The organism is Gordonia sp. WA4-43, from assembly GCF_020520305.1.
In the GTDB taxonomy this organism is placed as follows: domain Bacteria; phylum Actinomycetota; class Actinomycetes; order Mycobacteriales; family Mycobacteriaceae; genus Gordonia; species Gordonia hongkongensis.
Genome location: NZ_CP084736.1, coordinates 3,336,150 through 3,350,169 on the forward strand (window position 1 = coordinate 3,336,150; position 14,020 = coordinate 3,350,169).

Here is a 14,020-nt window from a genome sequence, read left to right on the forward strand (position 1 = left end):
ACGTCGTCAGCGTTCGGTGGGCACACTTCTATAGAAGCAATGCATTTGCCGATGGGGACTGCTGCACGGATAGGTGACAGTTTGGGTGTCATGCCGCGGCAGCGGCGGTGTTGATCATTGCTTCGAACTCGACAGGCGTCAACCGACCGAGGCGGGCTTGCCGGCGCCGGCGGCGGTAGGTCCGTTCGATCCAGGTGACGATCGCGATCCGAAGCTGCTCGCGGGTGTCCCAGCGTTGGCGGTCGAGCACGTTGCGTTGCAGGAGTGCGAAGAAACTCTCCATCGCTGCGTTGTCCCCGCACGCTCCGACTTTGCCCATCGACCCCGTGAGTCCATGAGTGTTCAAGGCGTGTACGAATTTTCGCGATCGGAATTGGGCGCGTTCAATCGGTCGATGCAACACTGGGTTGTTGTAGCGAGTGTAGTTGTTCGCCAAAGACTTCGGCGGGAGTTTTCCATCCAAGGACTTTTCTAGGACGGTTGTTGAGGGTGTAGGCGATGGCCTCGAGGTCCTCAGCTGACCACCGCGACAGATCAGTTCCCTTAGGAAAATATTGGCGCAGAACACCATTGGTGTTCTCGTTGGATGGTCGCTGCCACGGTGAGTGCGGATCGGCGAAGAACACCTGCGTTCCGGTGTCCATCGCGAACTGGGCGTGAGCGGACAGTTCCTTGCCGCGATCCCACGTCAACGTTTTGCGCAACTGCTGCGGCAGCGCGGCGATCGACGCTGTCAGTCCTGCATTCATCGCGATGGCACCGTAGCCACCGAGTGCGGGCCCGTTCTTCACAGGCGGCTGCTCACCCCAGCCCTGCTGGCGTGGCAGATGCACCAGAAGTGTTGCACGACTACGACGTTCAACGATCGTGCCGATCGCCGATCTCCCAGTTCCGATAATCAGATCACCCTCCCAGTGCCCGGGGACGGCACGGTCCTCGGCCTCGGCAGGGCGCTGACTGAACACGACATCGGAGGTGACGTGACCCTGCGGCTTGTTGCGCGAGCGGGCCCGCGGCTCCCTCAGTGCACGTCCGGTGCGCAGGCACGCGACCAGCTCACGTTTGAGCGCGCCGCGGCCCTCGATGAACAGGGACTGGTAGATCGCCTCGTGACTGATACGCATGGATTCATCATCGGGGAAGTCGACCTTCAAACGCTGGGAGATCTGCTCTGGACTCCACGCCAGCGACCACCGCCGGTTGGCCCGGTGCGGTTTGTTAAGCCCCTTCCATGGCGGTGGCGTGGGGCCCGCAGCGATCGTGCCATCGGGACGGCGGACAACGCCGGCCAGGCGGTCCTGTACGTACTCCCGCAACTCGACGTGGGCCACGAGCTTCGCTGTTTTCGGGCGCTTGGCGGCCTGCTGGGCTTTCCACTGCGCCACCAACGCCCGATACTCGAGCTTCCCGCTCCTGGTTGCGGCGTTGCGCCGTAGCTCACGCGAGATCGTGGCCGGACTCCGCCCGATCCACCGTGCGATCTCACGCACCCCACGATCCTGGGCGCGTAGCAGCGCGATCTCTTCCCGTTCGGCGAAGGATAGATAGCGGCCCGAAGGCTCATCCAGACTCAGCGGCCTCATGCCGCCAGCGTGGCGGAACCAGCGTGTACCCACCGGCACCGACACACCGACAGCGATCGATGCCTGTGCCGTGCTCACCCCCGTCGCGACCACCCGCCAAAACTCACGTTGCACCTGCCGCGACGGCTCCGGCCGCCCCGGCGATCGCATCGCCGGCCGAAGTGCACGATCAGCACGCCACTGCCGACGAACACCTACCGCCACATCGCTGGTCCTCCGACTCCAGTCCGCCGTAGCCACCGCAAACACCTCCATGATCATGGTGTTGCGACGACCAGTTGAATCCGCCTTGCACTCCGCGGTCGGAGTGGTGGATCAGCCCGGCCACGTCGTGGCCGGCACGCGACCGTGCCCACAATCCCATGTTCAGGGCGTCGAGGGCGAGGTCGGTGTGCATGGTGGTCGAGACCTGCCAGCCGACGACCATCCGCGAGAACACGTCCAGGACGAACGCCGCGTACACCCAGCCCGAGTGGGTGCGGATGTAGGTCAGGTCCGCCACCCACAACGCGTTCGGTGCCGCCGCGGTGAACTGACGGTTGACCCGGTCAGCCGGCCGGGGTGTTTCAGCTCCCTCGCTGCGCGTGGTCTTGCGTGTCTTGAGTCTCGCTATCCCTTGCAGCCCATCGGCTTTCATCAATCGCTCGACGGTGCAGCGGGCAGCACTATGGCCCTGTCTGCGCAATTGGGCATGCACCTTGCGGGCACCGTAGACGCCGAGGTTGTCGGCATGCACCGCGCGGACCTGGGTAAGGAGCTCCCGGTCACGCACCACACGAGGCGCCTCGGTCTTCTGGGGGCTCAGGTGGGCTCGTACCGTGGACGGAGCGATCTGGGCGGACGTATCGCGCAATGCCGCACAGATCGGATCGACTCCGTGTTCATCGCGGTGAGCCGCGACGAACTCCACGATCAGCGCTGTGGGCGGTCGATCTCCGCCGCAAAGAAAGCCGAAGCCTGCTTCAAGATCGTGTTCGCTCGCCGCAGTTCACGGTTCTCCCGCTCCAACGCCGCGATGCGGTCAGCGTCCTCACTCGTGGTGCCCGGGCGGACCCCGCCGTCGATCTCGGCCTGACGAACCCAATTGCGCAACGCCTCGGGATGGACTCCGAGCTGATCGGCGATCCGCTTGATCGCACCTCTCGACGAATCGGGATCTCGTCGCGCTTCACATGCCATCCGGGTGGCCCGGTCCTTGAGTTCCTCACTGTACTTGCGTGGTGCTGCCATGCTCTCCATCCTTCACAGGTTCGAGAGCCTCCGACAGACCCGGGGCGGTTCAACCACCAGCCAGCCGCGTACCAAGGTCAGTGCAGCTAGCGTTTGAATTAGGACGCAACTCATCTATCACGGGCGACGGTGCTGCGTCATGCTTATGCCCCTCCTACCTGTTGACGGAATGGTCGGGATATTCAGCGACCGACGCTTGTCAGATCCCCATGGGTCCGTCCGCGTGACTTTTGCGATGGTCAAGGGGCGAGCCGGAAACGGTCGATGTCACCCGGCCACCAGCTCGCAGTGCCCAGCAGCACCGCTAGCGCCGGGACTACTAAGGTCCGCACCAGGAACGTGTCGAGCAGCAAACCGACACCGATGATGAACCCGATTTGCACCATCACATCGATGGACCCGACCATCAGCCCAAACATGCTGGCCGCGAATATCAACCCAGCCGAGGTGATGACCGACCCGGTGTAAGCGACGGTACGCATTACGCCGACCCGCACGCTCCACCTCGTTTCCTCTCTCAGCCGTGACACCAGCAGCATGTTGTAGTCGGCGCCCACCGCCACCAAGACAATGAACGACACCAGTGGCACGGGCCAGGCGATCCCGGCACCGAGGATGTGTTGAAGTACGAGCACACCAATACCGAGAGCCGCCATGTAGTTCAAGACGACGGTTGCAAGGAGATAGACAGGTGCAACGACGGCCCGCAACAGCAGCATCAGGATCAGACCCACGATGAGAAGGGTGGCTATGCCGAGCAGTTTGAAATCGTACGACAACAGTCGCTGGACGTCGGCATTGATCGCAGGAAAGCCCGCAACAGAAGCACGTCCGCCCTCCAGAGTGGTGTTCGGCATCGCGTTCTCGGCGACGCTGGACAGCTCGTTCGCCAGCGTCATTGCATCGGCAGAGTATGGGTCGTAGGCGGTCTGTACCGCATAGCGCACGGTTTTCCCGTCGGACGAGATGAACTGTCGAGCGACCTGACTGAACTGCTGGTCCTTGAACGCATCCGCGGGGAGATAGAAGCCGGTTGCCGAGTCAGAATCGCCGACCTCCCGTGCGGGAGCCCGAAGCTGTGCGGCGACCTGTGCCAGTCCACTGAGTAGCTGAAGGTTGCTGTCCACCAGAGCACCGACTCCGTTCGACAACTGACGCGCGCCGTCGGCAAGTGCGCCGACGCCGGATTCGAGTTGCGAGAGCCTGTTCCCGAGGTCCTGTCCGCCGATGGCTTGTAGTGCAGAATCCAGCGTTTGAAGAGAACGCTGCAGCTGTGCAATGTTGGTCGAGCCTGGCGCACTCACGCGGCCGAGCTGCGCGGCAAAGTCAGCCACCCTCCCAAGCGACTGATCATCCGCGAGTGCCCGGATGTCGGCCATTTGCGCGCGCAGTGCCGAGCACTGCGCGATCTGCTGGCACCACGGATTGTCTAACGCGGACAACGCCGGCGCGACCGCATCTGCCGCAGACTGGGCCCGACGTGCGAGTTGAGACAGCTCGGGCGCTTGCTTGGAAAACTGTCTAAGCCTTGGGGCAGCGTTCGCCAGTTGGTTCACAAGCGGCCGATACTCGTCGAGCTGCGGGCCAAATGACGACACCTCGTCGAGCAACCCCGACAGCGGAGCGAGGTTGGAGGATATCTGGTCTTCTAACAGTGCCAGGCCTCCGGCGAGCTGCTCTGACCCCGTCTTCAGGACGGCCAGATCACCCTTGCGGGCCTGTCCATCACCGGTCTCCTCGGTGATCTTGGTACCGATCTGATCATTCTGCCAAGATAATTGCGCCTGCTCTAGCTTCTCACCGGTCGGCCGCGTCACGCCAATGACCCTGGTCACGCCGGGAATCTGCGCGACGCGGGAGGCTAGCTGGTCGAGGTCGGCAAGGCCTTGAGCCGTGCGCATGTCGTTCTCGGACTCCACCACCAAGAATTCTGAGATGATGATGTCTTTCGGGAAGTGGCGGTTGAGAAGCGCGTATCCTTCGTTGCTCCCTGTGTCAGGTGGCTGCCCCTCGCGATCGTCGTAGGTGATCTGAATTGTTGCGGCGACCATGGCGAGGCCGATCAACACGACCACACTGATCGCGAGCAGAGGGACCGGCCGCCGGATAACCATGACTCCGACTCTTCTCCAGTAATCCCGCGTCAGGTCACGGCGGGGAAGGCCGGCGCCTTTCTTGGCAGCGAAAGAGAGTACGAGGGGCAGCAATGTCACCGTCGCCAAGAATGCGAAAGCTATGGCGATTGCGCAGGCCGGACCCAAAGTGTTAAACACACTGAGCTTGGCGAAGGCCATAGCCAGGAACGCTAGGGCCACAGTGCCCGCCGACGCTAGAACCACGCGGCCGATAGTTGCATTCGCGTGGGCGATAGCGACATCAGGAGAGTAACCCGCTCGAATACCTTCATGATAGCGGCTGATGAGGAACACCGAATAGTCAACTCCGGCACCAAAGATGATGACGGTCATGAACATTGACGTGAACTGGGATACCGGCATGCCCAGCTCGCCCAGTCCAGATAGAACTCCGCGACCCACAGCCAAGCTCATGCCCACGACAAGCAGCGGCATCAGCGCGGTGAAGACCGAACGATAGACGATCAGGAGGATCACGGCGATCAGCAGCACGGTGGCAACAGTGATCAGGACCAGATCCGACTCGCCCACGGCGAGTTGGTCGCTAAAGGTCGCGGGCGGGCCTGTCACACGGACTGTCGTCCCACTGTCACGAAAGATACTCTCAGCGATCTCACGCACCGCTGCGACCGCCTCCGCGGTATCGGGTCCCCCGAGTGTGCCGGCCACTCCCACGGGCAGATACCAGGCTTGCTTGTCTTTGCTGAGAGCCTGACTTGCGGTGAGGGGATCGCTCAGCAGGTCCCGGACAGCGATGACGTGCCTGTCGTCCGCCCGCAGGGTGTCGACAAGCACGTGATATCGATCGCGGGTGTTGTCGGACAGGCCTGCACTGTTCTCCATCACAACGAATACTGTGGTCTTGGCGCCGCGCTCGTCGAAAGATGCACCCATACGGTCCAAGGTCTGAAAAGACGGGACTCCGGCCGGGATCGGATCCACAGATTGTTCCCGTATCACTGACTCCAGTTGAGGAAAGAGAAGGCCTAAGCCGATGGCGGCGCCGAGCCAGACCAGCGTCACAATTCCCTTGCGGCGGAGGGTAAACCATGCAACCCGCTCAAGGGTCGGACTGTACTCGCCGAGTTTCTCGCCCCCTCTCGACGGGCGGGTTCGAATGGGAGACGAACTCACCATGTGCAATATCCTCTCGACCTGAAGTGGGCGACCCAATCGTGCGGACCCGTTTCGCGAATGTCCGTGCGGCGGTGGATGGTTGTCACTTGTGGTGGTGCTCGACCATGTTCTCGACTTCCTCGAGAGTGGTGGGCAGGTGGTATGGCGGAGTGCTCTTGCCTGAGATGCGGTATCGGCCCCAGAAGTCGGGATCCCCGACGACACACTCCGCTCGGCCCTCGGGGGTCGTAAATACAGCGATCGCGCGGGCGCCTTTCAGGAGCCCGTCGAGCTCATCATTCTTCTGAATCCGGCCATACCAGGTGTACAGGCCGTTCAGCGGCTGGAAATAGCCTTTGATCTTCGCTTCGACATGGATCTCCGCCCCGCGGCACACCAGGGTTCCTTCGCCGGAGTAGTCGAGGTCATGGTCGTCAGACATGCAGTCCTACCTTCTTCGCACTGAGCGTTGACAAATATCGCAGTTCGTGGATACTAGCAGTACCAGATACTATGAGTAATGGGTACTGGGCGCCAGGCCCCGACTCCCAGCCTTGAACGACCGAGGAGAAGACATGACCGTGCAGGATGTCCAGATGAACCCCGACTTTTCGAAGGAGGGCATGGCTCGGGTGAACGGGCGTAAGCCCGTCGACATGGAACGATCTGCGGGTCGATTGCTGCGGTCTTCCGCGGAGAAGTTCTACGACGCGGAGATCGACATCGACTGGGAGTCGCCCTGGGAGGAAGGCAAGTGCTTTCTGCCAGAGCATCGAGTGTCGCTATACGGCACCAGGCTGTGGGACAAGATGACTGAGGAGCAGCGTCGCGAGTTGGGGCGCCATGAGATCGTGAGCATCCTCAGTTTCGGCATCTACGCAGAGAATCTGTTGAGTTCAGCGCTTCTGCGCATGTCGGCGAAGGGGGCTTTAACCGATCAGAAGTCTCTATACGCGTTGACAGAGATCGGCGATGAGTCCCGCCATTCCACTATGTTCGCGCGCCTCATCAACAAGACGGGCGTGCCCCCCTACAAGCTTCCTAAGGGCTTCTTGAGCTTCGCGAAGATCCTGCATTTCGTCCCTCTCGGGCCGTCGGTGTCTGGAGCTACGCTGTTGATCGAGGAAATCCTGGACCGCGCCCAGCGCGAGGCGATGAACGACCCCAGTATGCAGCCTCAGCTTCGCCAGCTCATGAAGATCCACGTCCTTGAGGAAGCCCGTCACATTACCTTTGCGCGACTGGAGATGATCGAAGGCATGCAGCGTCGTCGTAAGGCGACGCGCGCTTGGCACCGAGGGGTGCTTGCCGTCATCGCGAACCTGGCGTACCCGCTGCTCATTAATCCGAAAGTGTACCCCGCAGTGGGAATTAGTCGCTGGCGTGGCGTGTGGGCGCAGCAGACCAGCCCAAACTATCGGACCAACCTGCAATTTATGTCGGAGCCCATGATTCGGTTCTTCCATGAGGCGGGAATGTTGGAAGGCAAGTTCACAATGGCCATGTGGCGTGCGACGCGGAGCCTTCCCGACGATCTTCGCTGATCTCCGTTCACGCGGCCGAGCCGTCGTGATCGACATCAGTTAGACCTGTGCGGAGCATTCTCGATGGCTTCGCGATCACTTCCGCCTCAACAGATCACCTGCCGCCACTGTGCGCAGGTGATGTGTTGTGCGATCCAACCTACGAGGGAGAAAGCATAAACATGGCATCATCGACTACCCGGCGCGCCTCGCGCGCAACCGCCAAGACGGATTCAACCAACGACCCGATTTCGACCAAGATTCTGATTATTGGAAGCGGGTTCTCTGGTCTCGGGATGGCCGCGCAGCTTAGACGTCGCGGGTATAGCGATTTTCTGATTCTGGAGAAGGCAAGCTCCGTCGGTGGGACCTGGCGCGACAATACCTATCCGGGCTGTGCATGTGACGTTCCGTCGCTGATGTACTCGTACTCATTCGAGAGTCGAGGTAGCTGGTCGAAGGTGTGGTCGTCACAGCCAGAAATTGAGCGGTATCTACAGGATGTCGCGGATAAGCGTGGCGTGACACAAAAGATTCATTTCGGTCAGAAGTTGGTTTCTGGATACTGGAGCGAGTCGGAGTCGCGGTGGCACCTGCGTACTGAGTCCGGACGTGAGTACATTGCTCAGTTCGTGGTGTCAGGAGTCGGTGCGCTGCATATCCCCAATTTTCCCGAAATTTCGGGGATTGAGGACTTTAAAGGCGAAGCGTTTCACTCCGCACAGTGGGATCATTCGGTGGATCTGGAGGGCAAGCGTGTCGCCGTGATCGGCACTGGTGCCAGCGCTATCCAGTTTGTACCTTTCGTGCAGAAGGAGGCCATGTCCCTCAAGGTCTTCCAGCGAACCCCTGCCTGGGTCCTACCCCGCAAGAATTTCTCCGTTCCGCCGGCCCTGCGGACTCTTCTGAGTAAACTCCCGATTGCACGTCGTATCGCCAGGTGGTCGGTGTACTGGGGTGCGGAGAGCCTGGCCTTCGGCCTCAACGGTCACTCTAACCTCATGCGGCCAATTGAAAAGGTCGCTCGGTGGAACATTGAACGCTCCATCTCTGATCCGGCATTGCGCAAGAAACTGACCCCGTCGTATCGTATCGGCTGTAAGCGGATTCTGGGGTCAAACGACTATTACCCGGCGCTTGCGGCACCTAACACCACTGTCATCAGCGATCGGATTGAGAAGGTGACCGCTGATTCCATCATTTCTTCAGACGGTGTCGAGCATCTCGTGGACGTTATAATTTATGCGACCGGTTTTCACGTGACTGATGGTTTCGATCAGCTCGCCCTGAAAGGTGCCACTGGCGAGGATCTCCCGTCCCACTGGCATCAGACGGGGATTAACACGCACCTGGGCATCACGACCGAGGGTTTTCCCAACCTGTTTTTCCTCCTCGGACCCAACACGGGCCTCGGCCACAACTCAGTGGTGTTCATGATCGAGCAACAGATCAAATACATCATGAAGGCCATCGACACAGTAGAAAGCCGAGGCGCTGAGAAGGTTGACGTACGCCCGTCCGTGCAAGAACAGTTCAACACCGACATCCAGCGGAAGCTGGCCAAGGGAGTGTGGACCAACGGCGGCTGCACGAGTTGGTATCTCGACTCGCAGGGCGTCAACCGGACCGTGTGGCCGGGCTTCACATGGCAGTACTGGCGCGCCACGAAAGATTTCGAGCCCGCCGAGTACGACATCGCCTGAGCCCGAACGCACGGAGAGACACGATTCGAAGAGATGGTGGGACGACGGTGAGCAGTTCTAATCGGCATGACTATACCGGCAAGGTGGCAGTGATCACCGGTGCCGCGTCAGGGATCGGTCGGTCTCTGGCACTCCAGTTGGCGGAGCGAGGTGCCGCACTGGCACTGTCCGACATTGATGAGATGCACTTGAAGGAGACTGCAGAACTTTGCCGCACCACGCATGGGGCAACGGTAACCGCCGCCGTACTAGACGTTGCGGACCGCGCTGCTTTTCAGGACTATGCCGACGGAGTGCGGTCAGAGTCGGGCCACGTCGACATGGTGTTCAACAACGCCGGCGTGGCCTTGGGCGTCGACGTGGTCGACATGAGCTGGGAAGACTTCGACTGGCTCATGGGCATCAACTTTGGCGGAGTCGTTAACGGGTCGAAGGCGTTTCTGCCTCACCTGATCGCGTCCGGGGACGGACATCTCATTAACACGTCGAGCGTCTTCGGCTTGATCGGAATCCCCAGCCAAAGCGCCTATAATGCCGCGAAATTCGGCGTCAGAGGCTTCACCGAGGCGCTCCGACAGGAGATGAAAATCAGTCGATACCCGGTCACAGTGACATGTGTGCACCCGGGGGGTGTAAAAACCAACATCGTCAACAATGCCCGAGGCGTTTCCGCCATGGGGGCAGACACCGCGACTGTCGCCTCGCTGTTCGACAGGATCGCACGAAGCACCCCGGATAAAGCAGCGGCGACAATCCTCAAAGGTATGGACAAGAAGAGAGCGCGAGTGCTGATCGGTGCGGACGCCCGCGGTTTCGACTTCGTGGCACGGGTGATCGGTCCCCGCTACCAGGACATCGCGGCGCCACTGACACGAGCGGGTTACGCGGTCGCACGTAGACAGGGGATCCTCAAGTGACCGTCGAACCCGATTCACGTCCGGCTGCCGCGGCGGCCCGCTCACGCACCTTAACCGTCTCGGAAGTGATCCAGGAAACGAAAGACTCCGTTACCATTTCGTTCGAAATCCCCGACGCCATGGTCGAGGAATTCAAGCATACCCCAGGGCAATTCATCACCGTCAAGATCCCATCTGATCGGACCGGTCATGTCGCACGGTGCTACTCATTGAGCAGCTCGCCTCACGTCGACGACTTCCGTCTCGAGATCGGCATCAAGCGGACCGAGAACGGTTACGCATCGAACTGGCTGTGCGATAACGCGATTACGGGAATGGAATTGACCGTCCTCCCGCCGTCAGGGCATTTCACGGCGAAGAATCTCGACGTTGATTTTCTATTCTTCGCAGGAGGAAGTGGGATCACTCCGGTCTTTTCGCTGATTAAGTCGGCACTTGTGTGCGGCGGGGGCGAGGTCACACTATTCTACGCGAACCGCGATGCCGAGTCGATCATGTACGGGGGGCAACTGACGCAGATCGTCTCCGAGTTTCCTGAGCGTTTCACCGTCTTCCATTGGTTGGAGTCGGCTATGGGTATTCCGACGCCTCAGAATGTCGAGTCCGCCATACGTGAGCACCGCGGTGCACAGATCTTCACCTGTGGTCCGGCGCCGTTCATGGATCTGGTGCAGAAGTCGGCGGAGGCCTGCGGTGTCGAGCACTCCTCGGTACATCGAGAAGTCTTCCAGTCACTGACCGGGGATCCGTTCGATACAGCCACGATGCGTCAGCTTGGTGACGACGACGGTGTGGCGACCGCTACGGTCTATCTGAATGGGCAGTCCATCACGACTGAGTGGCCGCGCAACACGCCGTTGCTCGACGTGCTACTGGCCCAAGGCCACAATGCCCCGTACTCCTGCCGAGAAGGAGCCTGCAGCGCGTGTGTATGCAAGCTGGTCGAGGGTGATGTAGAAATGGCCCAGAACCACATCCTCGTTGAGGGTGATGTTGCCGACGGTGAACGGCTCGCATGCCAGGCACTTCCGCTGACGGATTCTGTCACGGTGAGCTTCGATGACCTCTAAGTTTGCGAGTGCGTCGCGAGGATCGCGTGACCTCGAGGTCCTTTCCTCCGACGGGACCAAGTTGTTCGCTCAGGAATTCGGTCCGGGCCGGGATGCTCCGCTCCTAGTCTTTAGTCACGGCTGGGCTTGTCAGGGACGTTTCTGGCGTCCGCAGGTCGAGCAGTTCGCGGCGACGCATCGGGTGGTGGTCTACGACCAACGCGGACACGGGTTGAGCGACCGGGGCCGGGTACCGTTCTCGGCGAAGCTCTTGGCCGATGATATGGAGGCCGTAGTCCGGGCAGTGGCGACTCCCGCCGACAAGGCTGTCGTGGTCGGACACAGCATGGGAGGCATGTCCATCATGAGTTGGGCGGCTGAGTACCCCGCCTCGGTTTCGGAGCTGGCCCGCGGAGTAGTACTGGCAAGCACCGGGCCATCACAGTTGGTGGATCGGTCTACATTGCTCAAGGTTCCCCGACAGCTACGACCGAGACTTGAGCGGGCCTTCGCGGCCAGTCTTGCAGTCGCCGGACCCGAGATGCAGGGGACGCGTTTGTCTCGCCGCCTGATTCGTTACGGAACCCTGGGCCCGGGCGCGACTGCCGAGGTAGTCGACGAGTGCGCCGACATCGTGTTGCGATGCCCACCACAGGTGCGCGGGATGTGGGGTTCAGTGTTGGCGACAATCGACGTCAGTAAGGGGGTTGACTCGCTGGAGGTGCCGGCGACGGTCATCGTAGGTGATGCCGACAGACTGACCCCAGCGACCCATTCAGTGGATCTCGCAGCGCGCCTGGGTCGGAAGGGCGTTCTATTTGAATTCACTCTTCTTGACAAAGTCGGTCACATGTCCAACCTAGAGGCCGTCGAAGACTTCAATTCAGCCGTGGCCAGATTAGACAAATCCGCCTGACGCGGGTCTCGTCGACCCAACCCATGTTCACTGGCTAGTGCGTCACTGGCGCGACAAGTCAGCCATCCTGATAACGTAGGAGGTCATGTCTGTAGTCCGTCGCATCTCCGCGGCCCCGGTGAAAGTGCAGCGACGTGTGCGCGACGCTCGAAGCACGCGCTGGGACGACCACCGCGCCGTCGTCAAAGCTGAACTCGTCGATGCAGCGATACGCGCGATCGAAAAGTTCGGCGATGCCGTGAGCATGGACGATTTTGCGGAAGAGGCTGGTGCGTCGAAGCCTAAGCTCTACCGCCATTTCGGTGACAGGGCTGGGCTCTACTCCGCCGTGGCAGCCCGTCTGGGTTCTATGATGTGGGAGTCAGCGCAGTCAACTCTGCTCTCCGGACAGGCAGACAGCACCGTCGACGAACTTTTCCGTTCAGCGGTGTCCGCATACGTATCCTTGGTTGATGAACATCCAGCGGTCGTCCGTTTCCTCATGACGAACCACATGTTCCAGTACTCTGAGTCCGGCGAGGGTGGGGCCGCAGATCAGCTGAGATCGGCAATGGAGATTATTTCCGACGAGTTCGCTCGTGGCCTCCGAGAGGTCGATGCCGAGGAGTCCCCCGTCGCCGTAGCAGTAGCCTCCATTCTGGGGGCTGGCCTATCAGCGACCCAGTGGTGGATCGATCACGGTCGGCAGAATGGAATGAGCAGGGACATGTTTGCCGCGCACCTGTGCCAGACCTCGTGGGGGATCATAGACGGCGCTGCAGCCACAGTAGGCGTTCGATTCCATAGGGACAGGCCCTTAGGCGACCCTGGATTCGCCACTCGCCTCGACGCCGTCTGATCCCCTTCGTACGGGTGGTCCGCCCTGTGTCACGCACGCGGCAGAACTGCTCACACAAACGGAGCGCATTTCACAATCCTGACTGCTGGCTGTCATGGGGGATCATCCTTGGTCGCCGCTCATCTTAGTAGCGGAGCGCTACAGACGGTACTGTTGACGACAGTGCCACAGTCGTGGCGGCACTCATAAGGCCCCCCTCGAGCCTTCCATCGGTACCGCCACTGGCAGTTTCGTTCTGTTACCGACGGTATTGGTGTGCAGTCAGAGGTTCTTGATTTGGTTTCGTAGGGAGTGGCCAGGGTGGAAACCATCGATTTCGACGATGTTGACCCGAGGCGGGTTCGGTCGCGTCAGCGTTTGTTGGATGCTGCGGTGACCTTGCTGAACAGTGGCGGGGTCGAAGCCGTTACCGTGGAGGCGGTCACTCGACTGTCTCGTGTTGCTCGCACCACCTTGTATCGTCACTTCGAGAGCTCCACAGATCTGGTGGCGGCTGCCTTCGAGCGATTGTTGCCTCAGGCCGAGACCCCCGAGACGACGACGTCGATCCGTGATGACCTGCTGAAGCTGATGCAGCGGCAGGCTGAGCTTATTGAGCATGCACCGCTGCAGTTGACGACGCTGGCATGGTTGGCAATGCTTCCCGAGCAGCCCCGGCAATCCGGGCAATCCGACGGGGATCAGAACGCGCTCGCGCCACTGCGTCGTCGAGTCGTCGAGCAGTATCGAGAACCATTCGATCGAGTTTTGACGAGTGACGTGGCCACGGCTGAGCTCGACAACTTCGATTTGACCATGGCTGTCACCCAGCTCGCGGGCCCGCTGATCTTTGCCAAGCTCACGGGCATTCGGTCGATGACCGTTGGCGATCTCGAACAGCTTGTCGACGATTTCCTCATGGCCCACCGGCGACACCAAACCTCCTGACCTCCTTCCCCATCTACGGTACTGCTAGTACCGTAACGATACCGTCGGTTTCGTAGACGGGCTGGGTCGAGGGTGAGGTGCTG

Annotated in this window: 12 protein-coding genes, 1 pseudogene and 1 other annotated feature; of the genes and pseudogenes, 7 read left to right on the forward strand and 6 right to left on the reverse strand. The window is 60.6% G+C overall.

The window, feature by feature from the left end; genetic code table 11:
• Nucleotides 1–88 precede the first annotated feature (88 nt).
• From LEL84_RS14920 to LEL84_RS14945, 6 genes and pseudogenes are all read right to left on the reverse strand, one after another.
• Nucleotides 89–379, reverse strand: a pseudogene (locus LEL84_RS14920) (IS3 family transposase); the annotation flags it as partial.
• Nucleotides 380–383: 4 nt separating this feature from the next.
• Nucleotides 384–1,583, reverse strand: a complete 1,200-nt coding sequence (locus LEL84_RS14925) for an IS30 family transposase (protein WP_101819295.1) — start codon at nt 1,581–1,583, stop codon at nt 384–386.
• 169 nt (nt 1,584–1,752) lie between these two features.
• A complete protein-coding gene (locus LEL84_RS14930) occupies nt 1,753–2,493 on the reverse strand; it encodes an IS3 family transposase (protein WP_014928955.1) in 741 nt (246 codons plus the stop codon).
• Nucleotides 2,407–2,535, reverse strand: a sequence feature (AL1L pseudoknot). It overlaps the preceding gene by 87 nt.
• Nucleotides 2,496–2,813, reverse strand: coding sequence for a transposase (locus LEL84_RS14935; protein WP_004022138.1), 318 nt, complete (start codon nt 2,811–2,813; stop codon nt 2,496–2,498). It overlaps the preceding feature by 40 nt.
• 239 nt (nt 2,814–3,052) lie before the next feature.
• Complete coding sequence (locus LEL84_RS14940) at nt 3,053–6,085, reverse strand: RND family transporter (protein WP_014928953.1); 3,033 nt, start codon at nt 6,083–6,085, stop codon at nt 3,053–3,055.
• Nucleotides 6,086–6,167: 82 nt separating this feature from the next.
• Nucleotides 6,168–6,506 (reverse strand): DUF4873 domain-containing protein, encoded by a 339-nt coding sequence (locus tag LEL84_RS14945; protein WP_004021766.1) that lies wholly within the window; start codon nt 6,504–6,506, stop codon nt 6,168–6,170.
• Between the two features lie 133 nt (nt 6,507–6,639).
• On the opposite strand from LEL84_RS14945, the gene LEL84_RS14950 reads away from it, so the two are divergent.
• From LEL84_RS14950 to LEL84_RS14980, 7 genes are all read left to right on the forward strand, one after another.
• Nucleotides 6,640–7,608 (forward strand): AurF N-oxygenase family protein, encoded by a 969-nt coding sequence (locus tag LEL84_RS14950; protein WP_004021765.1) that lies wholly within the window; start codon nt 6,640–6,642, stop codon nt 7,606–7,608.
• 161 nt (nt 7,609–7,769) lie between these two features.
• Nucleotides 7,770–9,290: a flavin-containing monooxygenase gene (locus LEL84_RS14955; protein ID WP_004021764.1), complete on the forward strand. Its 1,521-nt coding sequence runs from the start codon at nt 7,770–7,772 to the stop codon at nt 9,288–9,290.
• 47 nt (nt 9,291–9,337) lie between these two features.
• Nucleotides 9,338–10,207: an SDR family NAD(P)-dependent oxidoreductase gene (locus tag LEL84_RS14960; protein WP_004021763.1), complete on the forward strand. Its 870-nt coding sequence runs from the start codon at nt 9,338–9,340 to the stop codon at nt 10,205–10,207.
• Nucleotides 10,204–11,277 carry a ferredoxin--NADP reductase gene (locus LEL84_RS14965; RefSeq protein ID WP_004021762.1) on the forward strand — a complete coding sequence of 358 codons (1,074 nt, stop codon included), beginning with the start codon at nt 10,204–10,206 and terminating at the stop codon, nt 11,275–11,277. Before LEL84_RS14960 ends, LEL84_RS14965 begins: the two co-directional genes overlap by 4 nt.
• Nucleotides 11,267–12,172 carry an alpha/beta fold hydrolase gene (locus tag LEL84_RS14970; protein ID WP_226512017.1) on the forward strand — a complete coding sequence of 302 codons (906 nt, stop codon included), beginning with the start codon at nt 11,267–11,269 and terminating at the stop codon, nt 12,170–12,172. The genes LEL84_RS14965 and LEL84_RS14970 overlap by 11 nt, the downstream gene beginning before the upstream one ends.
• An 85-nt stretch (nt 12,173–12,257) precedes the next feature.
• A complete protein-coding gene (locus tag LEL84_RS14975; protein ID WP_004021760.1) occupies nt 12,258–13,010 on the forward strand; it encodes a TetR/AcrR family transcriptional regulator in 753 nt (250 codons plus the stop codon).
• 300 nt (nt 13,011–13,310) lie between these two features.
• Complete coding sequence (locus tag LEL84_RS14980) at nt 13,311–13,937, forward strand: TetR/AcrR family transcriptional regulator (RefSeq protein WP_004021759.1); 627 nt, start codon at nt 13,311–13,313, stop codon at nt 13,935–13,937.
• Nucleotides 13,938–14,020 lie beyond the last annotated feature (83 nt).